Genomic DNA, 24772 nt, shown 5'->3' with positions numbered 1-24772 from the left:
ACTGGTAAATCGCCAACGACAACCCAAAGATAAAAATAGCGATCGAATCAAGGCTTTTCCGTATTTGGCATAATTTGGCACAATTGACACTCTGAGTTATTAGGAATATAGAGTCTATGCGAATTTTGGTAACTGGTGGTGCAGGTTTTATTGGCTCGCACTTGATCGATCGGCTCATGCATCAAGGGCATGAGGTTATTTGTTTAGATAATTTTTATACAGGTGACAAGCGCAATATCAGCCACTGGTTTGGTAACAATAACTTCGAGCTATTGCGCCACGATATCACAGACCCCATTAAGCTGGAGGTAGATCGGGTATATCACCTCGCCTGCCCCGCTTCTCCGGTTCACTATCAAGCCAACCCGATCAAGACCATTAAAACTAACGTCCTCGGTACTATGAACATGCTAGGTCTGGCAAAACGCGTTAAAGCCAGATTTTTGCTGGCTTCGACCTCGGAAGTATATGGCGATCCTTTAGTTCACCCTCAATCCGAAGAATACTGGGGCAACGTTAATTGCACTGGCATTCGCGCAAATTACGACGAAGGCAAACGGATAGCGGAGACGCTTACTTTTGATTACCTACGCCAACACAATCTCGATGTCAGGGTGGCACGTATTTTCAACACCTATGGCGAGCGCATGCAAGAAAATGACGGTCGCGTAGTCAGCAACTTTATCGTGCAGTCTTTGCGGGGTAAGCCTCTCACCGTTTATGGCGATGGCTCCCAAACCCGCAGTTTTTGCTACGTATCCGATCTGGTAGAAGGGTTAATGCGCTTGATGGATAGCGATCGCACGGAACCTGTCAATCTTGGCAATCCTGGTGAATACACGATCCTGGAGTTGGCAACTACGATTCAAAAAATGGTAAACCCAAACTCGGAGGTAATTTTTAACCCCCTGCCCCAGGACGATCCGCGCCGTCGCCAGCCAGATATAACTAGAGCAATGCAGTGGCTGGACTGGAAACCTCTAGTACCATTAGAAGAAGGACTAACTCGTACGATCGCCGACTTCCGTACCAGAATTATTGGTAATTAGTTATTTAAAAGTTCCAGATCTGCAAATGTTAACTTGGAACTTTCTCTAGATTTTCACTATCTGAACTTAAACTACAGATCGACAGATTGACTGTAAACCACTACTTAAATTGATCGCTAATTAACTATGAAAGTCTGCGTAATTGGCACCGGATATGTTGGATTAGTTACGGGGGCGTGCCTTGCCCATGCCGGACATGACGTGGTCTGCGTTGATAATAACGAAGCCAAAGTACAGCTCATGAAATCGGGACAGTCCCCCATCCACGAGCCAGGCTTGCCCGAAATCATGCAGCAGGCGATCGCGGCAGGTCACCTCAGCTTTACCACGGATATTATGGCTGGTGTAGAACACGGCGAAGTCCTGTTTATTGCCGTCGGTACGCCACCGTTACCAGACGGGCAAAGCGATACCCGTTATGTAGAAGCCGTAGCCCGCAGCATTGGCGCTCACCTCAAGCATGGCTATAAGGTAATCGTGAATAAGTCCACGGTGCCAATCGGCTCTGGCGATTGGGTGCGGATGCTGGTGCTAGATGGTATGGCAGAGCATGGCAATCACAAGCAAGCGGAATTCGATATTGTCAGCAATCCCGAATTCTTGCGCGAAGGTAATGCCGTTTACGATACTTTTAACCCCGATCGCATCGTTCTGGGCAGTAGCAGCGATCGCGCCATCAAAGTCATGCACGCACTCTATGCAGATATCATCAACCGCAAATATGCTACAGACAAAACCAGTACCCCAGTTCCCGTTGTGGTGACCGATCTGAACTCGGCAGAAATGATTAAGTATGCTGCCAATGCCTTCCTAGCCGTAAAGATTAGCTTTGTCAACGAGGTCGCCAATGTTTGCGATCGCGTTGGTGCTGATATTAAAGAGGTCAGTCGCGGCATAGGGCTAGATTCCCGTATCGGTAGCAAGTTCCTCCAGGCGGGCATCGGTTGGGGCGGCTCCTGCTTCGGCAAGGACGTATCGGCATTAATTCATACGGCCACTGACTACGGCTATACTGCCGAGCTACTCAAGGCTTGCGTGCAGGTCAACCAGCACCAGCGTAACTTAGTTGTCTTAAAACTCCAGCAGACTTTGAAGATTCTGAAGGGCAAAACGATCGGACTTCTGGGCTTAGCGTTTAAGCCGGATACCGATGACATGCGCGATGCACCTTCTCTAACCTTAATCGAACAACTCAGCCGCTTGGGAGCTAAGGTAAAGGCTTACGATCCGATCGTGTCCCAGTCTGGTATTCGCGATGCGCTCTCCAACGTGATCGTGGAAACCGATGCCGAACGCCTCGCTGACGGCTGTGATGCTTTAGTCTTAGTGACAGATTGGGAAGAGTTTCGCACCCTTGACTACGCGAAGATGGCAAAGCTGATGACCAATCACGTCATGGTCGATGCTCGTAACTTCTGCGATCGCGAAGCCCTCGAAGCCGCTGGCTTCAACTATGTCGGTATCGGTCGCTAGGGAACCACAACAAGATGGTCGTGCAGGTGCGAATCAGTCAAATTGAAGTGCTGCCAGGGCAGCGCGCCGTCCTGCACGACATCACATGGTCGGAATTTGAAGAGATTCTAGAGGAATTAGGCGATCGCCGCGCCGCCCGCATTGCTTATTATGGTGAAACACTAGAGATACGGATGCCACTACCAGAACACGAGCGAGCTAAGGTGATTATTGGCGATCTGCTCAAAATTTTGCTTGACGAATTGGGGCAAGAGTGGGAATCACTGGGTTCTTCCACCTTTAAGAAACAAATGATGAAAGCAGGCATCGAGCCGGATGACTGCTTTTACATCAAAAACTACGCGGCGGCGATCGGCAAAAAACGGCTCGATCTAAACATCGATCCACCGCCCGATCTGGTAATAGAGGTCGATCTCACTTCCAATACTCAGATAAGCGCCTATGAAGCCCTGGGTGTTGCCGAGATTTGGCGCTACAAAGATGGCAAGTTAACAATTAGTGTTTGGCAGGATGGCAAGTACGTTACATTGCCGCATAGCCTGCTATTCCCTAATTTGCCGATCGCCGATCGCATCTCACAGTGTTTGGCTCGCAGTAATGAAATACCCATGAGTGCAGTAAGAAGGGAATTTTTGCATTGGGTTCGCGAACAGCTTGAATGATTTTGGCGGTATTATTTTTGCAGTAACCAGTAATTTTTGTCTCCCTCGCGAACACATTTTGGGGAAATTAGGCGATCGCTATGACCAATCCCTTTACCGTTGGTAAACCAGTAGCTCTAGACCGATTTATAGGGCGCAAGTCTGAGGTCGAAACAGCTTTCGATCAAATTTTTAGCCGCAGCCATCTGGCGATTTGGGGCGGCACAGGGATGGGCAAGTCCTCTTTGCTCAAGTATGTGATATCGCCTGAAGCTTGGCATTTACGGGGACATAATATCTCGATCGCGGCGATCGCTAGGGTTAACTGTCTCGCGCTAGAACCATTTACAGCAGCTAAATTTTGGCGTACTGTTTTGCGATCGATCCAAACTCAGTTAAATGGTGAGGTAACGCTACAAACCTGTTTAGAAACTTTGTTGCAAAAAGAGGGTAATACATCTGATGATGTGCTGGCTTTATTGCGGGAGTTAGGAAAATGCAACAGGTATTTGGTGCTGCTGGCAGATGATTACGATACGGCGCTGCGTTCTAACCCTACTCATACTGAAGAAGACGTAGAAGCATTTTTGAGCGAGTGTCGCAGCATTGCCTCGTTAGCTGAGGAGCGGCAGTATCTCTCGATGCTCGTGACTTCTTCGAGACGACTTAGCGACATATCGCCCAAGCTTACGCCCGACAAATCGCCCTGGTACAACCATTACCTGTTTCGCCAACTCAAGCCTTTGACTGAAAGCGAAGTCACGGCTTTGTTTGCAGGGATGCCAATTACGCCTGCGATCCAGGAAGGTATTCGCGAAATGGCGGGTGGTAATCCCACGCTATTGCAAAATGCAGGGTACTTACTATACGAAAAGCTGAGAGAGGGTGGCAGACTCGATGCTACTGCTTTTGCCAATGATTTCCAGGGTTCCACACTCCAGATTTTTGAAGCGATTTGGGATTTATCCACTCCTCTAGAGCAAAGTTTGATGATGCTGGTGGCTTTGACAGAACTGCAGGGGAAGCTGCCGAACAAAAATTTCGATCTGGGAAATATTAAAAATATTTTCAGTCAGAAGGAAATCGAATTAAAAGTGCTGGTGGAGCGTGGAATCCTTCAGCAAACCTTAAAGGAAGATATTGCCTCCTATAGTTTTGCCTCATCGATTATGGAATGGTGGGTAGTCAAAAAGATTTTGAATAGTAACGATAAGGATTTGCAAGATCGCCAGAGAATATTTCTCAACCTCATGAGTCATAAGCAAGCAGAACAATTAACCAGATCGATTCAATGGCTGTGGCAGAATAGAGATAAGGTTCCGTCTATTTTGGAATGGGTTGGCAAGCTTTTGGCAGCAATTCCCAAGGGAGCGATCCAAACTTAGGACTGTAGGAGTATGAATCCAGCTACTAGACTGAGAAATCCTTACATTGTCGGTCGCCCGATCGCCGAACCCGAGTTATTTTTTGGGCGGGAATCGCTGTTTGAGTTTATCCACGATCAACTGGAAAACCACCAGCAAGTAATTTTGCTACACGGTCAGCGGCGGATTGGCAAATCGTCCGTGCTGGCTCAAATCCCTAATTTTGTCGGCAAAGGTGAATTTGTTTTCGTTCTCTTCGATCTGCAAGATAAAGCAAAGTTACCTTTAGAGCGGGTATTGCAAAATCTGGCGACAAAAATCCTGGATCGACTCATGGATGTGACTGAGTTGCCAAGGGACGCTGCTGGGGAAATGCTATCCCAGATCGCGACGAACAACAATATTTTTGCGGATGATTTTCTCCCACGAATCTCTGAACTTCTTGCAGGCAAACCTCTTGTATTATTGCTCGACGAATTTGACGTTCTCAATAATTACCAACCTGACGCAGCGGTAGAGCATTTTTTTCCACATTTGCAGGAGCTTTTAGAACGATACCAAGATTTATTTGTCATTCCTGTAATCGGTCGTCAGCCAGAAGATTTAGATAAATTGCTTCACCTATTTCGCAGAGCGCCCAATCAAAGAATTGGATTGCTCGATCGGACCAGTGCCACGCGGCTGATCGTCGAACCCGTCAAGGGAATTTTGACCTACGAACCCGATGCCATTCAAGCGATCTTAGCACTTACATCTGGACATCCTTACTTTACCCAAGTGATGTGTGCTGCCGTCTTTAACCGCGCTCGCGCTGAAGAAAGAGAAGTCGTAACGGCTGAGGACGTTCGCGATGCAGTTGATGACGCGATCGAGCTAGGTGAAGGTGGGCTGGCCTGGTTTCGAGATGGATTGCACATTAGCGATCGCGTGTTTTTCTATGCTGTTGCCGAGTCTCAAGTTCAGGACTCAGATCCCGTAACATTGCTAGAGTCCCACGGTGTCGCGATGACAGAATCACTACGCATGGCAGGCGATCGCCTCGTGTCTGGTGGTTACATCCAAGAAGTCGATCGTACTGAGATTCCCAGATACAGGGTAGAAGTAGAACTGGTGAGGCGGTGGCTAGTCCAACGCTATCCTTTACGTAGAGGAATTGAGGAATTAGAAGAAGTTGACTTAGAAGCTAAACGATTGTACGAGGAGGCAACTCAGGCGAGACAGCATGGTACTCCAGATCGGGCAATACCTTTGTACGAGAGCGTTTTGTCAGCTAATCCCAATCATTTTAGCGCTATGTTCGATCTGGCTGAAGCCTACTTGGAAGAGTACCAGATCGATCGCGCTGTAGAGCTATTCGATCGCGCTTATTTAGTCAACCCTCTCAAAGCAAAGGAACATCGCGATCGCGCCCTTCAGTTACAGCAATACCAGCTTCGTTTTGCGGAATTACTGACGCAAGGTTCCTATTCGCCTGCGATTGCGGCACATAAGTCTATGAGTCTGCGGCAGGAACTCGGTTTGGACTTAGCAGATGCCGCCAGGATCGAGCACCAGGTAACGCAGCAAATCGAGAGTCAGAGAGAGTCTTTACGCAGTCTTTATCGAGAAGCGGTAGAGCGCTTTGCCAGTCGTGGCAGCAAAATTTCGCCCGTAGGAAGGCGGGTGTTAGAAAAGCAACGGGAAGAGTTGGGATTATCGCCCGAAGAAGCCAAAGCGATCGAGCGAGAGATTCTGAAAACAGATCGAGATTACCAACTGCGTGAGTACGAACAGGCATTTCGCGAGGCGATCCAGTACGAATATCCGCTCAGTGGTGAACTGCGAGAGGATTTACTAGAACTGCAACGAGTTCTCGGACTAGCAGCGGAAGATGTCGCTGAAATTGAGTCGCGAATAGAGACAAAACAAGCCGCGATCGCGGGAAGAGAAATTCTTGACAACATCCATGAAGGCTTGCCTAAAATACAGATTGTCACGTTTGATATTGTCAATGTAGATTCGCAAGGGAAAATTGTTCGGCGCGAAATGGGCAATGCTAAATCCTTCTTCGAGGATTTAGGTAATGGTGTCAGTCTCCATATGATGTCTATACCCGGTGGTGAATTTCTTATGGGTGCTCCCAGAGCCGAAGCAGGAAGCCAAGAGCAAGATAGCGAACGCCCTCAGCACCGAGTTCAAATCGATCCATTTTGGATGGGAAAATTCCCCGTGACGCAGGCACAATATCAAGCGATCGTGGGAAAGAATCCTTCCCATTTTAAAGGGGAGAATCGTCCGGTAGAGAGTATCTCTTGGAACGATGCCGTAGCATTTTGCGAGAAGCTATCGCAACGAACGGGACGGGAATATCGCTTGCCGAGCGAAGCAGAATGGGAATATGCCTGTCGGGCAGGGACGACTACACCTTTCCACTTTGGCGAAACGATATCGCCAGAAATAGCTAATTACAATGCTAACCATTCCTATGGAAAGGCACCAAAAGGCATCTATCGCCAAGAGACTACGGTTGTAGGAAGCTTTCAAGTAGCGAATGCTTTTGGAATGTACGATATGCACGGCAATGTCTGGGAACGGTGTGCGGATACTTGGAAGGCTAATTATCAGGGAGCGCCGATCGATGGCAGTGCGTGGATTGAACCTAATAGAACCTCACATTCGCTGCGCGGCGGTTCGTGGAACTACTATCCTGGTTTCTGTCGCTCTGCGTATCGCGTCAACGACTATGCCGGCTACTGCAGCTACGATATCGGTTTTCGAGTTGTCTGTTCCGCCCGAGAACTCTTGTAGACCTTTACACTTTTGCGCTTTTACCTTCTACTCTTTCTCCTTTAAACTCCCCTATTCGGCGCAGGCGATCGCATTTTTTTGACGATACAATAAATACACGTTGTCATCCGCCAAAGTCATGACTCTAGCCGCTGAAAGCACGCGATCGCAGCAATCCGAACCAGACATTTTTTACCCTTCTGAGGATGGTGAACCCTTGGCAGAAACCTCCATGCATGCCGATGCCATTATTACCACCGTTGCCGTGCTGCGCAATTATCTGGCTGCTTTCCCCGAAAAATCCCCCGTCGTGCTTGCCGACCAGTTTTTGTACTACGCCCAGGGTTTCCCGCGCCTGCGCGTTGCCCCCGACGTAATGGTGATTTTTGAGATCCCGCAAATTCCCTACGACAACTACAAAATTTGGGAAACAGGAAAAGTACCCAGCGTCATTTTTGAGATGACATCAGCCGGGACGCAAACCCAAGATCGAGACCACAAAAAGATGCTGTATGAAAGCATCGGCGTTCGGGAATATTGGCTGTTTGACCCCAAAGGCGAATGGATCGCCGAACAGTTGCGCGGCTACCGATTGCAAGAAACCGATCCAGATCTAGATCCCGTTTACGTCGCGATCGCCGACAAATCCAGTCAAGTATTGGGTTTGCGACTAGAAGTGGAGGACGGTTCGATCGGGTTTTATCGACAAGATACAGGTGAAAAGTTACTGATTCCTAGCGAATTGTCTGAGGCATGGCAAGCGCAAAAACAAATTATCGAGCAAGAGCGTCAACGCGCTGAAGCGGCAGAGCAAGAAGCACAACGTTTGCGCGATCGCCTGCTGGCACTAGGAATCGATCCTGATGCGGTTTAAACGCTGCCAAACACGGGAATGGCTGCCCCCCGTATATCCTTGGCGGCTTCGGAGGCAAGAAAGCAAATTACTTGCCCCAACGACTCCGGCTTAACCCAAAGATCGGCATTAGCTTCACCCATGGCCCGCCGATTCATAGGTGTATCGATGACGCTGGGCAAAACCACGTTGGCGGTAATATTTGTACCTTTGGTTTCATCGGCGATCGCCTGTGTCAGAGCCACCACACCTGCTTTGGCAGCGCAATAGGCAGCTAGCTGTCCGGCAGGCTGTACCGCCCCGCGAGACCCAACCGTCACGATCCGACCGTAGTTATGCTCCAGCATCTTGCGCAAGCTGTGCTTGCAGGTCAGGAACGTAGTATTCAGGTTCAGGTCGAGTTGCTGCTTCCAGTCGGCAAAGCTAAATTCGTGGGTCTTGCCCATGGCAAAACCACCCACAAGGTGAATAAGTACGTCCAAGTGCCCCATGTCATCGACTAGCTGAGCAATTTCGCGCTCGTCAGTCAGATCTGTTGCTACCAACCGTAATTGCTCGAACTCCGAAGCAGACAAGCTTTGTTTCAGGCGCTCCACCTCCGCTAGATTCACGTAGGGAATCGTAATCTTAGCCTCTCGTGCTAGTAATACCCTGGTTACACCCGTGCCCAAACCACCCGTCCCACCTGTTAGTAATACCTGTTTACCTTTCATGCCTATCTCCAACTCGCTGACCTAGAATATAGAATAGTTATAACTATGCTTGTCTAGAATAATACTGACGCAATTGGGTGGCTAATGTCGTTTCGCTAGACTTGGTATCCCTAGGGGAGAAAAAGTAACTGGGTGCTCGTCTCGCTCAAACAACATAAGCAAATACTAAAAAGTCATGGAATTTTTCGATCTAACGACTGGTGACGACAACGTCACGCTATTCCCTGGTTTTGCATCGCCTGCCAATGGTGCCCCCTACGCGCCGGGTAATGCCGTGCGATCGCTCGAAGGTAACGATAACACCACTGGTTCCGAGGCAAACGATGATATTAATGGCAACCTCGGTAATGACAATGTGGCTGGGGCTGGTGGCGATGACTTCATGCGCGGCGGACAGGGTAACGATGTCGTGCAAGGTAATGATGGTAACGATCAAGTCAACGGCAACATTGGCAATGACACAGTTGATGGTGGCGGTGGTAACGATGTCGTACGCGGCGGGCAAAATGAGGATATTATCAATGGCGGCGATGGGGATGACACCATCTATGGCGATATCGGTGTTGACACCCTGACTGGTGGCTCCGGTGCCGATGTGTTCGTCCTCCAGGCTAATAGGGGGACTGATATCATTACCGACTTCCGAACCGAGGATTCATTTGGAGTCATTGCGGGCGACCTTGATGTAGCAAATCTTAATATCACTGCGAGCGGTGGCGATTCCTTGATTGTTGACAAAATCTCAGGTCAAACTATTGCCGTAGTGCAGGGCGTAGATGTCGGTACAGTTCAAAGTCAACTGCAAGGTAGTACTGCTACGCGCAGATTGCGAGTGATTGCAGACTCAGGTGCGACGGCTGGCGGTATTACATCTCCGTCGCTCAATCCCACCGGTCAATGGAGCAACGCCTCTGTCACTCCTGGGACGGGTTGGTCGGCGGATGGATTTATCACCACTACTAGTGAAAGTTTAGTTTTCTCTTATAAACCAGACGGTAATGGTTTTGAACAGATCTCATTAAACATAGATCCATCTAATTCAGGTGGCTTGAGATTCGCAGCGTCAAGCTACGGCTATCTACTTCCCCCTGGGATATCGTTTATACCCATTGTGGAGGTTCCCCTGGTTACTACGGGTAATCTATTGTCAGCAAATCTCACCTTTGCGGATAATAACAATGCTGCTAGTCTACAGGGTACTCTATTAATTTCTTAAGTTAGTTTCTCGATCGCTCGCCCAATTCGTAGTTGCTGAGAGGTAATTATGCTGACAGATATACGATTAATTACAGTTAAAGAATTCCATCAAATGTTTGATGCCGGTATTCTCAGCGATAGCGAACGAGTTGAGTTGATTGCAGGACAAATTATTAAAATGGCAGCAAAAGGTGCCCCTCATTGTGCCACTGTTACTCGTTTGTGGAAATTGCTAGAAGCCCGCTTGGGCGATCGCGTACTAGTCCGTTCGCAGGAACCAGTGCAACTGAGCGACTATTCCGAACCAGAGCCGGATATTGCCGTACTCAGACCAGAGCCGCTGTACTACGAAGATCGCCATCCCATTCCATCAGACATTTACCTTTTAATCGAAGTTGCCGATACGACGCTCAACAAAGATTGCCAGGTCAAAGCGATCTCCTACGGGCAGGCAGGTATTAGCGATTATTGGGTGCTGGATATTAATAGCCGTCAATTGCACGTATTTCGAGATCCCGATCTAGATGGATATCGAACTCATGAAGTTCTTTCAGATCGCGACGCGCTTGCCCCGATCGCTTTCCCAGATGTGAATTTGAACGTACGTGAAATGTTGCGACCTCAAACTAACGACCTAAACTCTTAGGTTCTAAGCCTGCGCGAATCGCAGCGAGAACTCCAATCGCTTCTAAATAATTTCTCACTCGCATCCCATTTAATCCCATTGCCTCGGGAGAGACATTTAGAGCCGTAGTATTCTCTTCGATAAAAATGAGCTGGGTGGTTGACGATCTTCCCAATACCAGCAAACCTGCGCCACCGCAGGCACTGGCGGGCGCGATCGCCACATCAATATCGTCAACTGAGAGATCGCCAGAGCGTATCTGCGATCGATCCGCAATCAATTGGGGGGCGCGACTCAGACCTGCCAATACGCACGGCAGAAATGTGTACCCCAACTCCTCCGCTGCCGATCGCGGCGATATATCTGGATCGAGCGGTAACGGTTGCAGGGCGGGGGCGTGGGCGCAGGGAATGGCAAATTCCCGCACAATCGAATGACTGATGACAGCTTCAGCCCCTGCCAGCGCATCAACTCCTTTACCCTGACGATAGTTGCGCAGCGCCAAACTATCGGGATCGTCGGGAAATCTAGCCACTACGGCGATCGCGGATACCTTCGCATCGCATATCAGTTTGGATGCTGCGCGCAGTAAGCTATCCGGCTGCGCGATCGTGCCCCAAGTTGCCCCCGATTTCCCCTGAGCGATCTCTACCCCCAGCGGGAGATCGGTAATGACAATATCGCTAATATTTAAACCTAAAGTTGCCCGTGCTGCTGCGATCGCCTGTCGATGGCGCAGTTCCAAGTCCGGTTCGATAGCGCGATCTAAAATTACGCCGATGCGATTGCCATGCACGGGACGCAAGCCCCACTCGCCCTGCGCGACGCGATCTATAGCATAGCCTTCCACATACAAAACGTTGGGCATCGGCCAAAATAGGCTGGCACCGTTCAACACGTTCGGATGTGTAATTAAAGTGTCGGATACGGCAGCGATCGCCCGTGCCACTGGCAAAGCATCGCCAGCATAGCCGCCAATCGCTGCATTAATACCTGTCGGAATTAACAGGAGTACGGTTAGCGATCGCCTATGCATCACGCTTTTGCCTCATTGGATGCTTGCGAAATTGTCGCGAAAAATTTCGATCTGCATGTCTGGATCGTTGCGCAGACGCAGCGATCGCTTGATTTGTCCAATGTACAAAGGCTGCGATACCCCTTCAACGGGATGCAAAACCGTACGGGCGCGAATAGTCAAGTCTTCAGACACGCCCCCTCCATTCCGTCCGGGCGAAAACAAATTGGCTGCCGCCTGCCTGAGCGTAGCCTCTAGCTGAGTTTCAGTAATATCTTGAGGAACGGCAATTACTGCCTGCGGCCCCATGCGATCGTAGACCAATGAGTAGCGTATGGCATCAGGTACGCTCTCATGGATCAAAGGGTTAAGGCTCAGCGTGAAGCAACCAATGGTAAGGAGAACTGAAAAAGAGGTAACCCCTACCATGCGAAATCGCCATTTCCACTGCCGTGCAAAGGCTATACCGGTTGCCAGCGCGCAAAACAAGACAAAAATGCTAAGTTTCTGAGCAATTAGCGCAAAATCAATCGCGATCGGTGGCATAGACAGAAGCACCAAAATTCAAATAACTAAAAGTAACTAACTCATCTTACACGAAAGAGTTATAGCGGTTTTCAGATCGGAAATAGTAGGGGGGGTGGGGGCAACGCCCCCAAGAATGCGGTGGAACCCCTTCACCCCGTCAATAAAACCTGTTCTCAATCGAAAAACGCTATAGCTCTAGGATTTGGGATCGAGGCGGATCAGTTGTCCGTTTTGTTCGTCTGTGAGAACGTATAGCAGGCCGTCCGGCCCTTGTCGGACATCTCGCACTCGTTGTCCAATATCGATGGACTGCTGGTTGACAACATTACCTGTGGCATCCAGGGTAATCCGACGCACATCTTTGGAGACTAGGCCGCCAGCAAACAGATTTCCTTTCCAAGCAGGGAAGCGATCTCCACTGTAAAACGCTAAACCCGAAGGAGCGATTGACGGTGTCCAGACTAGCTTTGGATCTTCCATCCCAGGACGAGAGCGTTCTGCAGAAATCTCTGGGCCAAAGTATTCGCGGCTATAGGTCACGATCGGCCAACCATAGTTCTTGCCCGATCGCACGAGATTGACTTCATCGCCCCCGCGCGCGCCGTGTTCTGTTTGCCAAACTCGACCAGTTGGGGCATCAAAGGTAAGCCCTTGAGTATTACGATGTCCGTAACTCCACACAGATGGATTTGCATTAGGATCGTTCGCAAACGGATTATTACTGGGAATGGAACCGTCATCGTTCAGTCGCACGATCTTCCCCAGTTGACTGCGCAGGTTCTGAGCTTGTTTGCGAATCAAGTCGCCATCCAATTGCACGGGCGGATTGCCGCCATCCCCGATCGCCACCAGCATAGTATTGTCTGGCAACCACACGATCCGCGAGCCAAAATGTTGCGTTCCTGACTTTGCCTGAGAAACTTCAAAGATGACCTGCACGTCGCTCAATGCTTTACCGTCAAATGTTGCCCTGGCAAGGCGGGTGCGATTTGCTCGATCCGTACCGTGGGAGTAGGTGAGATAGATGAAACGATTCTTCGCGAAGTTGGGATGAATCGACACCTCCATCAGCCCGCCCTGTCCTTCCGCAAAAACTGGCGGTACTCCAGTAATTGGGGTGGGATCGAGCGTGCCGTTACGCGCGACGCGCAGTCGCCCTGGCCGCTCCGTAATCAATAGGGTACCATCTGGCAGCCACGCCATACTCCAGGGATGCTCTAGACCGCTTAATACCGTTACTTTATTAGCCTTAGAGTCTCGGGGAACAGCCTCAGTTTGGTTAAGATAGACGGCAACTGCTAAGCCAGCGATCGCTAAAGCGATCGCTCCACCTATCCATTTCACATACCAGTAAGGCTTTCGTTGCATAACTTATGGGCTGATAGTCGGAATCTCAGATGCGCTCAAACAGCCGCTCCAGCCGATTTCTAGATAGGCGCTCGCAAGATAAAGTATCCAGTTTATTCTCCAGGTCGGGCATTTCTGCCCAACAGTGACGGCAAAACCAATAAACTTGATGGTCTCGAAATTGTTGGAGCATTGGATAGGAACAACAAGGGCAATAACTCATGATGACCTCGTTTTTAAAAACGACCCAGGTAGTGCTGCAAAAGTGCAATACTGTAAGTTGCGAACACCGATGTCACAGCAACTACATCCTAACTCATTATTCTCTCGGTTCGAGCGTAAAGAAATAGTTAAGAATAAGTAAATAGACTGAATTTAATCGCGAGACTGTTAGTTTATAGGATTTTCTGCCGGAAAGTTTGTTTTTCGGGTTTCGCCATCAAAAATTGCATAGCTAGTACACCAAAACAAAAGTTTTGGAGGGGGTGGAGGGGGTGAAATCCCCTTCTGGGGGCTCTGCCCCCATTCCCCCATGTTGCAAAATTTATGATTTGCAACACTAGTATGTTTATGTTGAGAGCAGTTGGCTCGGTAAACTCCGATGAAAATTTTAGTTGTAGAAGACGATCGCGCTGTTGCCCAAAGCCTGGAGTTTCTGTTTTCAGCCTATAACTACGCGGTCGATATTGCTGCTGATGGGGAAGTGGGGCTGCAGATGGCTGAAGCTTTTGCATACGATCTGATCTTGCTGGACGCGATCCTGCCCAAATTACATGGGGTGAGCCTCTGCAAACAATTGCGCGCTAAGGGATTTCAGAGTCCGATCCTGTTGCTAACGGGGCAAGGAGAAGGATGGCAAAAAGCCAATGCCCTCAATGCGGGAGCTGACGACTACGTGACTAAACCTTTCGATCCGGAAGAATTGATTGCGCGGGTGCAAGCATTATTGCGGCGCGGCAATTTAACCAACCAACCAGTCTTAACCTTCGGTCATTTATCCGTAGACCCGAGTCGCTGCCAGGTTGCCTACGGCGATCGCCTGTTGGTCGTCACCCCCAAGGAATATGCCATTCTGGAGTTGCTGTTGCGCGATCCTGAAAATGCATTTAGTGCCAGGACGATTCTGGAACATGTCTGGACTTCGTTGGAAGCACCTGGAGAGGAAACGGTTCGAGTTCACATTAGAGGCTTACGGCAGAAATTAACTAAACTTGGCGCGCCTAAAGATTTCATTGACAACCAGAATCGGCGGGGTTATCGATTAAATCCCCTCTATACATCCCCACCAGTTTTGCAGACAGACGGGCAGCTAACCGCGCCTCAAATTGCGGAACTGAATGCGGCGAACGCACAATTACGCGCCACCCTGGAAGAACTGCGATCGACTCAAGCAGAAATGCTTCAAAAAGATCGGGAATTGGAAATTGCTCGGCAGCGCACCATAGAACTAACTGCAACAAACGCGCAATTAAGACAAGAAATAAGCGATCGCGAGCAACTAGAAACCACTCTCCAGGAAAGCGCAGAACAGCTTCGCTTGGCCCTCGATTTGAACCGTATCGGCATGTGGGAGTGGCAGGTTGCGACCGGAGACGTGACCTGGAATGACTACAACTACCGTTTGTTAGGCTATCAGCCAGGAGAAGTCGAACCAAGCTATCAATTCTGGCACAGTCATATTCACCCCGATGATGTGGCTGAGTTTGACCGGAAAACCGCTCAAGCCCTGGAGACTCAGACAGATTATGAAGCGGAGCTTCGAGTGGTGCGGCGCGATGGCAGCATGCACTGGCTGCTGGGCAAAGGGCGAGGGCTTTACAACGAGGCGGGTCAACCCGTGCGGATGCTCGGCGTTGCCTTTGATATCAGCGAGCGAAAGCAGCTCGAAGCCAAACGCCAACAAGCTGAATTAGCGCTCCAACAACAACTGCGGCGAGAACAACTGATTGCAGATATTGCTGGGGATATCCGGCAATCCCTCAAGTTAAACGACGTATTATCCCGCACGGTGGAGCGCATCAGAGAGGTGCTTAATTGCGATCGCGTTTTTATCTATCGCTTTCATGCCGACTGGAGCGGCACGATTGCGATCGAGTCGGTTAGCGATCGCTATCCCGCCGCATTACAGGCGGAAGTCGAAGACCTGTATTTTATGGAAACCCACGGCGAAGACTATCGGCAGGGACGCATTCAGGCGGTTGCCGATATTCATGCATCTAACTTGACCCCATGTCATATCGACATGCTGGCGCAGTTTCACATCAAAGCTAACTTAGTCGTTCCGATCTTGCAAGGCGAACGGTTGTGGGGCTTGTTAGTGGCGAATCAGTGTGCCGCGCCGCGCATGTGGCAGCCCGAGGAGATCGATCTATTCCAACAAATAGCAACACAGGCTGGCATTGCCATTCAACAATCCGAACTGTTGCAAAGCCTGCAAATGGAACTTGTCGAGCGCGAGCACGCCGAACGAAAAATTCGCGAACAGGCCACTTTATTAGATATTGCTACCGATGCCATTTTTGTGCGCGACTTAGACCATCGCATTCTCTTCTGGAATCGAGGTGCCGAGCGCCTGTATGGCTGGACGGCAACCGAAGCGATCGCTCAGAAAGCCAGTGACTTGTTACGAGAAGATGCCTCTTTAATTCCAGAAATTACCCAAACGGTGGTGGAGCGAGGAGAGTGGCACGGCGAGCTGCATAAATTCACGAAAGCGGGCAACGAAGTCATTGTCGAGGGACGTTGGACGCTGGTTCGCAACGAAGCCGGTCAACCCAAATTCATTCTCACCGTCAATACTGACATTACGGACAAGAAAAACCTGGAAGCCCAGTTTTATCACGCGCAACGCTTGGAAAGCCTGGGTACACTGGCTAGCGGCATTGCCCACGATCTCAACAACGTCCTTACACCCGTTGTGGCGCTGTCTCAACTCTTGCGGATGCACCAACCCAATCTGGATAAACGATCGCAGGATATGTTGAAGGTTTTAGAAGAAAGTGCCAAACGCGGTACAAATATCATCAAACAAATTCTAGCCTTTACCAGAGGCACCGAAGGCGATTGCCGCCCCGTCCAGGTTGCGTCTCTATTGCAAGAAGCGATCGCTGTTATCCAACAAACGTTTCCCAAATCGATCGCCGTTGATGCGATCGCGTCCGATCCCGAACTCTGGCTAGTTTCTGCCGATCCCACTTACTTGCATCAGATTTTGATGAACCTCTGCATCAACGCTCGCGATGCCATGCCAGACGGTGGGTTACTCACGCTGTCTGCCGAAAATTTCCCCGTTGACGAACGATTTGCCCAAATGCATTTGGAGGCTCGTGCGGGTAACTATGTAGTAATTACCGTTGCCGATACCGGCTGTGGGATTGTCCCGGAGGTTCGCGATCGCATCTTCGATCCGTTTTTTACCACTAAGGCGACCGGGAAAGGCAGTGGCTTGGGACTTTCCAGCGTCTTGGGCATTGTCAAAACCTATGGTGGATTTATTGAAGTACAGAGCCAACCAGGTGAAGGCAGCCAGTTTAAGGTATATCTACCCGCAATGGTGGAAACGGCAGTTACTCCCACAAAGGCTCAAACCGACCTACCCCAAGGGCATGGAGAATTGATTTCAATCGTCGATGATGAGAACGCCATTCTCCAGTCCGCTCAGGCCATTCTGGAAACCTACAATTATCGAGTTATTACTGCTAGTCGTGGAGCCGACGCGATCGAAATTTATCGCAAATACCAGGGTGAAATTCATGCCGTGCTGTTGGACATGATGATGCCGGATATGGATGGCATCGCTGTAGTTCAGGCATTGCAAGCAATAAATCCCAACGTCAGAGTAATCGCTACTAGCGGACTGGCAGACAACTATCGACAAACTCTGCGATCGCTCGGCATCGCGATCGTATTAACCAAACCGTTCAACGTGGTAGAACTCTTAAACAGCATCTCCCAACAGCAGCGTTAAGATCGTTTTTGATGCGAGCGATTGTCTGTAGGCGATACGGATGCATCTGGAGTTGCCTGGCGACTGAAAGTTGCGGCTACACAAACAAAGTCCGCCTGCGCGGACTTAAAGTATAGCTATGGCCAATAGGCTTAGGACGGGGTGCAGGGGTGAAACCCCTGCGTGGGGGCGCAGCCCCCATACCCCCTGTCCTAACAGATCTGTCTACGGCTATAAAAGGGAGTAAATGAAAAGTCATACCATTTGAGGAGGCGAGAGATGCACCAACCAGATCTAATTGGGAGCTTTGAGGAGCGCAAATTTCCAGATTTCCGAAACCCCACAATCGATACGCTGATTTGGGGCAGCAAACGGCATCATATTCCCGTCCTGCTAGAAATTGACGTGACGACAGCACGCGAGGCCATCCGCGATCGGAAGACAAAGACGGGTCAAAGCATCAGCTTTACGGGTTGGATTGTGAAGTGCCTCGCTCAGGCCGTCAGTGAGCACAAGTTCGTCCACGCACTCCGCAAGGGAAAACAGCGGTTAGCGATCTTTGATGATGTGGATGTAACAGTTATTGTGGAAAGAGCGATCGGTCAACCTGGGACAAGCGAGACGCTACCGATGCCTTATATCATTCGGAAAGCAAATGAGAAAAACGTTGCAGTTATCAATTCCGAAATCCGCGCCGCGCAACGACTGCCCGTCGCAGCAGGAGAAGTGCAAATTGGTTCGACTCGCACTGCCTGGATGACAACAATTGCAACCATGCTGCCGCGATTTGTGCGCGATTGGTTCTTCTGGCAACCCTTATTGCGCAATCCTTTTCTATTCAAGCGCATGATGGGTACGGTCTCGGTGACTGCCCTGGGAATGGCGAGCCAGAGTGGGATGAGTTGGGGCATTCCCATCGGCATCCATCCCTTGATTGTTGCGGTGGGAGCGATCGCAAAACGACCCGGCATCGTGGACGATCGGATAGTCGCGTGCGAATATGTAGGGCTAACCGTGCTGTTTGACCACGACATCACAGACGGTGCGCCAGTGGCACGTTTCATCAGGCGATTGCAGGAATTAATGGCCTGTGGATATGGGTTGGGAGAACTGCAAGAAGTCGATCTCCAATCTCAGGAGTTTTAACCCCGTTCGGGAGCGACTGCTTGCCATAGTGCTGAGGGCAAGGAATTGCGATCGCCTTTAGTTTTATGCCAACCTTACTATAGCTCCAGTAACTTCTGCATTAAAATTGGGTTATAACCTCTGACGACAAGCCTACAGATATGGCAACCCACTCTAACTCATCTTCAGCGTCTCTCGAATTGCTGCTTCATGAAATTGAGGCAACACCCAGAGAATATTGGACAGATTTACTGGATATCTTGCGCCAGTTTCGACAGAAAATTCCATCAACAGCCCTACCTGTGATTGATGCTGAACAAGCCCAGAAAAATCAAGCGGCGATCGACCTCCTAGATTCGTGGCTAGATGACACGGAAGATGCTTCAGAGCATCAGCAAGCATGGGATTTCCTGAAGACTGCTCTTGACGAAGATCGGTTATCCGATCGCCCCTTATTCCCATGAATCGTCTGATTTTGCTGGATTCTGGGTCACTGGGAATGGTCACGAATCCAAAAGCCGCAGGCATTCTCCTTGATTGTCAACTATGGCTAAAGGCTCTCTTACAACGTGGAGAACGGGTTGCCATTCCTGAAATCTCAGATTATGAAGTTCGCCGCGAACTCCTTCGCGCAGATTTGTTACGAAGTTTGCGTCGGCTTGATAGTTTGAAGCAACCTCTCGATTACATTCCGATTCAGACAGATACGATGCTCCTAGCGGCTGAATTGTGGGCAGAAGCTAGGAAGACTGGACAGCCTACCGCAGATCCCAAAGCGTTAGATGGAGATATGATTCTGTGTGCTCAAGCCCGTCTTCTCTGTGGTGAGGTGACTGAGGTAATCGTTGCGACAACGAACGTAGCTCATTTGTCTCGCTTTATTACAGCGTTGGACTGGCAATTCGTTGTATGAGCTTGTTGGTGAGCGATCGCCGCAGAAGCGGGTCGAGAAGGGAATTTCTCACTCCCTTCCCATATGAAAACCGCTATGGACTGGAGAGCAATCGCACGGCTTTTGCATATAGCGGTTTTCAGATGAAAACGAGAAGGGGGTTTGGGGGCAACGCCCCCAAGAAGGGGTTTCACCCCTTCACCCCGTCAATAAAACCTGTTCTCAATTGAAAAACGCTATAAATCCTCATTCAGTTCTCAATGACGACGATGGAGGGACTTCAACTGCTCGAACCACAGCAAGCTAATCGCTCCTCCAGCCAGACAGATGGCGATATCAATTGGATGTAGAAATGAGAAGCTAAATAGGTGACGTAAAGCAGGAACGTACAGCGCGAGTGCTAGAAATACGAGTCCTCCACCAATTACCCACCACAGTGCAGAATTAGGCGATCGCAACACTTTCAGATTTAGCCGCGCTGAAGACCGTTCGCTCAGAATTAAGGCCAGGTTTGCCAAAATCAATGTCGTAAATGTTAACGCCCGCGCGTCGAGTTCGCCCTGACCGCGTTCGAGCGCAATGACAAAAATCGCCAGCACGATCGCCATGATTCCCATGCCTTGCCATAGGGCGAGAGCGAGTGTTTCCCGACCGAACAGCGGTTCCTTGGGATGGCGGGGGGGACGCTGCATCGCAGTCGCTTCGGCAGGTTCCGCTTCTAACACGATCGAACAAGCGGGATCGATAATTAAATGCAGAAATGCTACGTGAACTGGCAGTAAGACTAATGGCAGCTTGAATACCACGGGAATCAGAGACATGCCAGCGATCGGAATGTGAATCGCCAGCAGATACGCCATCGCCTTGCGCAGATTATCAAAAATTCGCCGTCCCAGCTTGACCGCCTGCACGATCGACGAAAAATCATCGTCCAACAACACTAATGCCGCCGACTCGCGGGCAACATCCGTGCCTCGCTGTCCCATTGCAATCCCAATTTGAGCGGCTTTGAGTGCAGGGGCATCGTTTACTCCATCCCCCGTCATCGCCACGACTTCTCCCTGAGCTTTCAGGGCATTGACTAACCGCAATTTTTGTTCGGGAACGGCGCGCGCGAAAACATTCGTACTTTGAATGCACTGTTGCAGGTCGGCCTCGCTCATCCGATCCAATTCCGCTCCGGTGAGAATTGGCCCCATTTGCATCAATCCGATTTGCCGCGCAATGGCTTGAGCCGTACCTGGATAATCGCCCGTAATCATAACCACGCGAACGCCTGCGCTATAACATTCTTGAATTGCCGCCGCCACGGTCGGGCGCACGGGATCGGACAGGCCGACCAATCCCAGAAATTGAAACGGAAAGTCGTGTTGTTGCTCGGGTAAACGCACGGGATCGAGCGACGGATGCGGGGGCAAAAACGGAGGGGGCGCTTCAAGCAAAGAGGCTTTGGCAACTCCCAAAACCCGCAAGCCACGCTCGGACATTTCCCGAACCTGCGCTGCCAAAGCTTCCAGTTGTGGGGGCGTAAAATGGCAGAGATCCGCGATCGCTTCTGGCGCGCCTTTAGCGGCAATCTCGTACCGCTGACCGTCGGCGGACTGCCAAACGTGCGACATGGCTAATAGATCCGGAGAGAGCGGATATTCTCGCAGCAAATTCCAATCCTGGTGCAAGTGTTCCGTGTGCGCCAGATAGCGATCGCCCAGTTGCTTAAACGCTTTTTCCATGGGGTCAAACGGATCGCGCTGGCTGGCGAGAATGCAAAACTCTACCAACTCGTGTACCGCTTCCGGGAGGGGTTCTCGTGCGTGCAATGCGACATCGTAAGCTGTTGCTGCATGGGGATAGGGATAGAGTTGCTGAACGCTCATTTGATTCAGGGTCAGCGTTCCAGTTTTATCAACGCACAGCACCGTCGCCGATCCCAAGGTTTCGACGGCGGAAGTCCGACGGGCTAAGACCTGTTTTTGGGAAATGCGCCAGGCTCCCAACGCTAAGAAGATGGTCACGACCACCGGAAATTCATTCGGTAAAATTGCCATCGCTAGAGTAATACCTGCCAGCACGCCTTTAAGCCAATCGCCGCGCGTGATGCCGTAGATCGCAACGATCGTCACGCACAAGGACAAGGCAATACCAAATAACCGACCGACCAGGCGCGTCATTTCCTGTTGCAAGGGGGTCGCCTCAGGTTGCACGGTTTGCAGGGCTTTGCCAATTTTGCCCATCTCGGTTCGAGCGCCAATCTCCCGGACTCGGGCTACGCCTTGCCCCTGCACCACCAGAGTTCCCGAATACACGAACGGCAAGCCATCGCCGCCCGGACGCGCCATCTCTTCGTTGCCCGCCGCCGCCACTTTGCGAACGGGGATAGATTCGCCGGTTAATAACGACTCGTCAGTTGAAAAGTTGGTACATTCCAGGACGATCGCATCGGCGGGCACGCGATCGCCTTCCGCCAGCACCAACAGATCGCCCCGCACGACTTCGCGCCCCGCAATCCGTTGGCGCTGCCCGTCGCGAATTACCAGGGCACGAGGACTGGACAGATCGCGCAAAGCTTCCAGAGCGCGTTCGGTTTTGCCTTCCTGATAGAGGCTAATCCCCATAATAAACAGGACAAAACCAAGCAGAATCAGGGCTTCCTGGAGGTCGCCTAAAATCCAATAGATCGCACCACCTCCGAGCAACAATAGGAAGATGGGGTCTTGAACTGTTTCCCACGCAATCGACCAGAGGCTTCGGGCTTGAGCTGAAGGGAGTTCGTTGTAGCCATCGCGTTTGAGCCGCGCGATCGCTTCTTGTTCGGATAAACCTGTCATGGTATTGCGATTGGCTTGAGATATCATTACTATACTTCTCCATCTCCAATCTTGGCTGCATTCAATAACTGCTCCAATGTTAAATTGAGTTCTGGAAATGTGGGTGAAACAATCCGTTCCGATCCTCGAAACAAGTTCACCTGGTATTCGCCATCGACCAATTGATAGACCGAGAACGTCGGTTGCTTGGGGGTGCCAATGTATCGCCGTCCGCCAATCCCCAAATAATCCGCAATCCAGAATTCCGGAATGCCCATTTCTTCGTAATCTGCGGCTTTGCGCTGATAATCGTCTCGCCAATTGGTACTTGCTACTTCGACTACCAATGGCATAGAGGAACTGTAAATCAGGGTTGATTCCCGTTGCCAGTGAGGTTCGTTATTCAATTTGGTGCGATCGATAACGACGAGATCCGGCAAATAGCCCGACAACTCGCTAAAGGGCTTAACGGTACAACTTTTGGGGATAAAGTAGGGCATTTGCAGGCGATCGATTTCCACCAGCAGTCTCCGGTTCAAATAGGCTCCGATCTGTTCGTGGAGGCCAGTTGGTTTCACTTCGCACGCTCTCCCATTAATTAACTCATACCGTCCGTCCTCTGGATACCAGGCAATAAACTCATCAAAGGTCATGAGTTGGGGAATTGCTTGTACCATGCGAATTACCTCCCGATACTGACCCTATTGTATTATTTCATCTCCCCAAATTATGGAACTAGAGCACGATCGCCAGCGTACCCCCGACGATTAGGGCAATGCCCAAGAGCGATCGCCATGTTAGCGGCTCTCCTAGAAAGAGTGCGCTTGTAGAGTCATTATCTGCCGCTTGCTTTTCGGACACAAATGTCCGAAAATAAAAAAATGACTGGCAAAGAATTAGTAAAAAGGTTACAGAAGCTGTCTAAATTGCGTCAAATTGAGATGCGTATCGAGAGCAAGCGTGGGAAAGGAAGTCACGTCACACTGTACTTTGGAGAAAATTATGCGGTTATTCCAGACCTGAAAAAGGAGTTAAAAACAGGAACGTCGAGCGCAATATTGAAACAACTTGGCCTTGAAAAGGGGGATATATGAAACGATTTTCCTATCCAGTGAAGCTAGAAGCAGCAGATGAAGGTGGCTATGTGATAACCTTTCGAGACTTCCCAGAAGCAATAACACAGGGTGAGAGTATCGAAGAAAGTTTAGAGGAGGCTGTGGATTGTCTGGCAGAAGCAATTGCTGCGCGGATTGATGATGGGCGAGAGATCCCAGAATCCAGTGATTTAGAAGCAGGCGAGTATCTTGTCGCCGTTCCCATGCAGATCGCTCTAAAAGGCGCTTTGTATTCAGCCCTAAACGAGAGCGGCATGGCAAAAACTCAATTAGGCGAGTTGCTAGGCAAAGATGAGAAGGAGATTCGGAGAATTTTGGATCCGCATCATGGCACAAAAATACCTACGATCGAACAAGCTTTGCGGGTGTTAGGAAAACGGTTAGAGCTACACGTTCGTTAAATTGATTAGAATTAGCCCTTTACTACTGCTACAGGGCGCAGGCGAGCTACCTTGCGGGCAATCCCTGCCCGACTGACAACTTCTACGACGCGACTGACGTTTTTGTAAGCTTGGGGAGCTTCTTCAGCTAAACCCGACATAGAACCAGCCCGCACGGAAATCCCTTCTTTTTCCAGTTCTCCACGCAGGCGATCGCCCCGTACTTCTCGTTTTGCTTTTGCTCGACTCATGACCCGTCCCGCACCGTGACAGCTCGACCCAAAGGATAGGCGATCGCTCTCGGCAGTTCCCACCAAAATCCAACTCTCCGTTCCCATTTAATGAATTTCGACCAGCTCCGGACGGGCGCTCCCTGGATCTGCACTTTCAAGTGCTGGGGATCGAGCTGGAGAATCTCAAAGCGATCGAAGCCTAGGTTTTCACTTTCGCGTAGATACAGCAGCTCGTTTAACCAGGCAACAAGGAGGCTTTCATAATCTATGCCCTGCAAGTCGATATCTCGCACGACTGGAGGGGCGGTTTCCAGGTGAACTCCTGCTAGGGCATACAGAGCGATCGCGGCTTGAATAAACAACTCTGCTAAGGTCTCTCCCCATACCTGGTACGCCCAATCTGCCGTGCGATCGACCTCTGCAAACCCTGGCGATCGCGAGTCATTTAAAGATTGCATAGGACTTTCCACAGTTGTGCTCCAATGCAGTTTCTAATCCTACTTTAAGCCAACTCTTTGAGGATCCTGTGAAGATCGCGGACAATGTAGGATTGCCTTTTTGTTTAAAATGGTAGTAAGAGGTTAGCGATCGCAACTTTATCTTCTTCTAAGTCGTGTTTTATGGCTGTTACATTCACATGCTAGCCTTCTTTATTCGAGCAAGCCGAGTTTAGTCGATCTTGCCAGTAGCCCGAACAGGAGGTTTG

Annotated in this window: 23 protein-coding genes and 1 pseudogene; 14 read left to right on the top strand and 10 right to left on the bottom strand. The window is 50.1% G+C overall.

Annotated elements, in window-relative coordinates; translation table 11 throughout:
* The first annotated feature begins 116 nt into the window (after positions 1-116).
* From PSE6802_RS0108840 to PSE6802_RS0108805, 6 genes are all read left to right on the top strand, one after another.
* On the top strand, positions 117-1049 hold the full coding sequence (locus tag PSE6802_RS0108840) for a UDP-glucuronic acid decarboxylase family protein (RefSeq protein WP_019499693.1): 933 nt from the start codon (positions 117-119) through the stop codon (positions 1047-1049).
* A 126-nt stretch (positions 1050-1175) separates the two neighbouring features.
* On the top strand, positions 1176-2522 hold the full coding sequence (locus PSE6802_RS28285; RefSeq protein ID WP_019499692.1) for a UDP-glucose dehydrogenase family protein: 1347 nt from the start codon (positions 1176-1178) through the stop codon (positions 2520-2522).
* Between the two features lie 14 nt (positions 2523-2536).
* A complete protein-coding gene (locus PSE6802_RS0108820) occupies positions 2537-3184 on the top strand; it encodes a Uma2 family endonuclease (RefSeq protein WP_019499691.1) in 648 nt (215 codons plus the stop codon).
* Between the two features lie 80 nt (positions 3185-3264).
* Positions 3265-4548 (top strand): ATP-binding protein, encoded by a 1284-nt coding sequence (locus PSE6802_RS0108815; protein ID WP_019499690.1) that lies wholly within the window; start codon positions 3265-3267, stop codon positions 4546-4548.
* Positions 4549-4560: 12 nt separating this feature from the next.
* Positions 4561-7314, top strand: coding sequence for an SUMF1/EgtB/PvdO family nonheme iron enzyme (locus tag PSE6802_RS30895; protein ID WP_019499689.1), 2754 nt, complete (start codon positions 4561-4563; stop codon positions 7312-7314).
* A 118-nt stretch (positions 7315-7432) separates the two neighbouring features.
* Positions 7433-8167 carry a Uma2 family endonuclease gene (locus tag PSE6802_RS0108805; protein WP_019499688.1) on the top strand — a complete coding sequence of 245 codons (735 nt, stop codon included), beginning with the start codon at positions 7433-7435 and terminating at the stop codon, positions 8165-8167.
* Here PSE6802_RS0108805 and fabG read toward each other — a convergent pair.
* On the bottom strand, positions 8164-8859 hold the full coding sequence (fabG, locus tag PSE6802_RS0108800) for a 3-oxoacyl-ACP reductase FabG (protein ID WP_019499687.1): 696 nt from the start codon (positions 8857-8859) through the stop codon (positions 8164-8166). The genes PSE6802_RS0108805 and fabG overlap by 4 nt on opposite strands.
* Before the next feature lie 175 nt (positions 8860-9034).
* Here fabG and PSE6802_RS30890 point away from each other — a divergent pair, with 175 nt between their 5' ends.
* Together PSE6802_RS30890 and PSE6802_RS0108790 are read left to right on the top strand one after the other, a co-directional pair.
* A complete protein-coding gene (locus tag PSE6802_RS30890; protein WP_019499686.1) occupies positions 9035-10075 on the top strand; it encodes a calcium-binding protein in 1041 nt (346 codons plus the stop codon).
* Between the two features lie 48 nt (positions 10076-10123).
* On the top strand, positions 10124-10702 hold the full coding sequence (locus PSE6802_RS0108790) for a Uma2 family endonuclease (protein ID WP_019499685.1): 579 nt from the start codon (positions 10124-10126) through the stop codon (positions 10700-10702).
* On the opposite strand, the gene PSE6802_RS0108785 is transcribed toward PSE6802_RS0108790, so the two are convergent.
* The 4 genes from PSE6802_RS0108785 to PSE6802_RS33295 all read right to left on the bottom strand — a co-directional run bounded on the left by PSE6802_RS0108785 (position 10683) and on the right by PSE6802_RS33295 (position 13794).
* On the bottom strand, positions 10683-11717 hold the full coding sequence (locus PSE6802_RS0108785) for a DUF3326 domain-containing protein (RefSeq protein ID WP_019499684.1): 1035 nt from the start codon (positions 11715-11717) through the stop codon (positions 10683-10685). The two genes, PSE6802_RS0108790 and PSE6802_RS0108785, sit on opposite strands and share 20 nt — an antisense overlap.
* A gap of 12 nt (positions 11718-11729) precedes the next feature.
* Positions 11730-12242, bottom strand: a complete 513-nt coding sequence (locus PSE6802_RS0108780; RefSeq protein ID WP_019499683.1) for a Ycf51 family protein — start codon at positions 12240-12242, stop codon at positions 11730-11732.
* A 177-nt stretch (positions 12243-12419) separates the two neighbouring features.
* Positions 12420-13592: a PQQ-dependent sugar dehydrogenase gene (locus tag PSE6802_RS0108775; RefSeq protein ID WP_026103175.1), complete on the bottom strand. Its 1173-nt coding sequence runs from the start codon at positions 13590-13592 to the stop codon at positions 12420-12422.
* 25 nt (positions 13593-13617) lie between these two features.
* On the bottom strand, positions 13618-13794 hold the full coding sequence (locus PSE6802_RS33295; protein WP_156815472.1) for a hypothetical protein: 177 nt from the start codon (positions 13792-13794) through the stop codon (positions 13618-13620).
* A gap of 378 nt (positions 13795-14172) precedes the next feature.
* On the opposite strand from PSE6802_RS33295, the gene PSE6802_RS32545 reads away from it, so the two are divergent.
* The 4 genes from PSE6802_RS32545 (at position 14173) to PSE6802_RS0108755 (ending at position 19555) form a co-directional block, all read left to right on the top strand.
* Positions 14173-17538 (top strand): response regulator, encoded by a 3366-nt coding sequence (locus PSE6802_RS32545; protein WP_019499681.1) that lies wholly within the window; start codon positions 14173-14175, stop codon positions 17536-17538.
* A gap of 258 nt (positions 17539-17796) precedes the next feature.
* Positions 17797-18663 (top strand): 2-oxo acid dehydrogenase subunit E2, encoded by an 867-nt coding sequence (locus PSE6802_RS0108765; RefSeq protein WP_019499680.1) that lies wholly within the window; start codon positions 17797-17799, stop codon positions 18661-18663.
* A gap of 140 nt (positions 18664-18803) precedes the next feature.
* A complete protein-coding gene (locus PSE6802_RS0108760; protein WP_019499679.1) occupies positions 18804-19106 on the top strand; it encodes a hypothetical protein in 303 nt (100 codons plus the stop codon).
* Positions 19103-19555, top strand: a complete 453-nt coding sequence (locus PSE6802_RS0108755) for a type II toxin-antitoxin system VapC family toxin (RefSeq protein ID WP_019499678.1) — start codon at positions 19103-19105, stop codon at positions 19553-19555. Before PSE6802_RS0108760 ends, PSE6802_RS0108755 begins: the two co-directional genes overlap by 4 nt.
* A 236-nt stretch (positions 19556-19791) precedes the next feature.
* Here PSE6802_RS0108755 and PSE6802_RS0108750 read toward each other — a convergent pair whose 3' ends face one another.
* The 3 genes from PSE6802_RS0108750 to PSE6802_RS35290 are packed head-to-tail and all read right to left on the bottom strand — an operon-like array spanning position 19792 to position 23199.
* Positions 19792-22386: a cation-translocating P-type ATPase gene (locus PSE6802_RS0108750; protein WP_019499677.1), complete on the bottom strand. Its 2595-nt coding sequence runs from the start codon at positions 22384-22386 to the stop codon at positions 19792-19794.
* 2 nt (positions 22387-22388) lie between these two features.
* A complete protein-coding gene (locus PSE6802_RS0108745) occupies positions 22389-23015 on the bottom strand; it encodes a Uma2 family endonuclease (RefSeq protein ID WP_019499676.1) in 627 nt (208 codons plus the stop codon).
* Positions 23016-23073: 58 nt separating this feature from the next.
* Complete coding sequence (locus PSE6802_RS35290; protein ID WP_263970330.1) at positions 23074-23199, bottom strand: hypothetical protein; 126 nt, start codon at positions 23197-23199, stop codon at positions 23074-23076.
* A gap of 2 nt (positions 23200-23201) precedes the next feature.
* On the opposite strand from PSE6802_RS35290, the gene PSE6802_RS0108740 reads away from it, so the two are divergent.
* A complete protein-coding gene (locus tag PSE6802_RS0108740) occupies positions 23202-23432 on the top strand; it encodes a type II toxin-antitoxin system HicA family toxin (protein ID WP_019499675.1) in 231 nt (76 codons plus the stop codon).
* A complete protein-coding gene (locus PSE6802_RS0108735; RefSeq protein WP_019499674.1) occupies positions 23429-23854 on the top strand; it encodes a type II toxin-antitoxin system HicB family antitoxin in 426 nt (141 codons plus the stop codon). The genes PSE6802_RS0108740 and PSE6802_RS0108735 overlap by 4 nt, the downstream gene beginning before the upstream one ends.
* An 11-nt stretch (positions 23855-23865) precedes the next feature.
* Here the strand turns inward: PSE6802_RS0108735 and PSE6802_RS0108730 are convergent.
* Positions 23866-24171: pseudogene (locus tag PSE6802_RS0108730) on the bottom strand (RtcB family protein); the annotation flags it as partial.
* Entirely contained in the window at positions 24081-24524 is a 444-nt protein-coding gene (locus PSE6802_RS28265; protein WP_019499672.1) for an archease, read from the bottom strand. The gene PSE6802_RS28265 and the pseudogene PSE6802_RS0108730, both read right to left, overlap by 91 nt.
* Between the last annotated feature and the right edge of the window lie 248 nt (positions 24525-24772).

This window comes from Pseudanabaena sp. PCC 6802 (assembly GCF_000332175.1).
Lineage (GTDB): Bacteria > Cyanobacteriota > Cyanobacteriia > Pseudanabaenales > Pseudanabaenaceae > PCC-6802.
The sequence above is the reverse complement of the archived record's forward strand: the minus strand, read 5'-3'. Positions and strand labels throughout refer to the sequence as shown.

Bases quoted from the DNA above. Each gene is read 5' to 3' on its own strand.
- PSE6802_RS0108840 (WP_019499693.1), top strand. From the start codon at position 117: ATGCGAATTTTGGTAACTGGTGGTGCAGGTTTTATTGGCTCGCACTTG.
- PSE6802_RS28285 (WP_019499692.1), top strand. From the start codon at position 1,176: ATGAAAGTCTGCGTAATTGGCACCGGATATGTTGGATTAGTTACGGGG.
- PSE6802_RS0108820 (WP_019499691.1), top strand. From the start codon at position 2,537: ATGGTCGTGCAGGTGCGAATCAGTCAAATTGAAGTGCTGCCAGGGCAG.
- PSE6802_RS0108815 (WP_019499690.1), top strand. From the start codon at position 3,265: ATGACCAATCCCTTTACCGTTGGTAAACCAGTAGCTCTAGACCGATTT.
- PSE6802_RS30895 (WP_019499689.1), top strand. From the start codon at position 4,561: ATGAATCCAGCTACTAGACTGAGAAATCCTTACATTGTCGGTCGCCCG.
- PSE6802_RS0108805 (WP_019499688.1), top strand. From the start codon at position 7,433: ATGACTCTAGCCGCTGAAAGCACGCGATCGCAGCAATCCGAACCAGAC.
- fabG (WP_019499687.1), bottom strand. From the start codon at position 8,859: ATGAAAGGTAAACAGGTATTACTAACAGGTGGGACGGGTGGTTTGGGC.
- PSE6802_RS30890 (WP_019499686.1), top strand. From the start codon at position 9,035: ATGGAATTTTTCGATCTAACGACTGGTGACGACAACGTCACGCTATTC.
- PSE6802_RS0108790 (WP_019499685.1), top strand. From the start codon at position 10,124: ATGCTGACAGATATACGATTAATTACAGTTAAAGAATTCCATCAAATG.
- PSE6802_RS0108785 (WP_019499684.1), bottom strand. From the start codon at position 11,717: ATGCATAGGCGATCGCTAACCGTACTCCTGTTAATTCCGACAGGTATT.
- PSE6802_RS0108780 (WP_019499683.1), bottom strand. From the start codon at position 12,242: ATGCCACCGATCGCGATTGATTTTGCGCTAATTGCTCAGAAACTTAGC.
- PSE6802_RS0108775 (WP_026103175.1), bottom strand. From the start codon at position 13,592: ATGCAACGAAAGCCTTACTGGTATGTGAAATGGATAGGTGGAGCGATC.
- PSE6802_RS33295 (WP_156815472.1), bottom strand. From the start codon at position 13,794: ATGAGTTATTGCCCTTGTTGTTCCTATCCAATGCTCCAACAATTTCGA.
- PSE6802_RS32545 (WP_019499681.1), top strand. From the start codon at position 14,173: ATGAAAATTTTAGTTGTAGAAGACGATCGCGCTGTTGCCCAAAGCCTG.
- PSE6802_RS0108765 (WP_019499680.1), top strand. From the start codon at position 17,797: ATGCACCAACCAGATCTAATTGGGAGCTTTGAGGAGCGCAAATTTCCA.
- PSE6802_RS0108760 (WP_019499679.1), top strand. From the start codon at position 18,804: ATGGCAACCCACTCTAACTCATCTTCAGCGTCTCTCGAATTGCTGCTT.
- PSE6802_RS0108755 (WP_019499678.1), top strand. From the start codon at position 19,103: ATGAATCGTCTGATTTTGCTGGATTCTGGGTCACTGGGAATGGTCACG.
- PSE6802_RS0108750 (WP_019499677.1), bottom strand. From the start codon at position 22,386: ATGATATCTCAAGCCAATCGCAATACCATGACAGGTTTATCCGAACAA.
- PSE6802_RS0108745 (WP_019499676.1), bottom strand. From the start codon at position 23,015: ATGGTACAAGCAATTCCCCAACTCATGACCTTTGATGAGTTTATTGCC.
- PSE6802_RS0108740 (WP_019499675.1), top strand. From the start codon at position 23,202: ATGTCCGAAAATAAAAAAATGACTGGCAAAGAATTAGTAAAAAGGTTA.
- PSE6802_RS0108735 (WP_019499674.1), top strand. From the start codon at position 23,429: ATGAAACGATTTTCCTATCCAGTGAAGCTAGAAGCAGCAGATGAAGGT.
- PSE6802_RS28265 (WP_019499672.1), bottom strand. From the start codon at position 24,524: ATGCAATCTTTAAATGACTCGCGATCGCCAGGGTTTGCAGAGGTCGAT.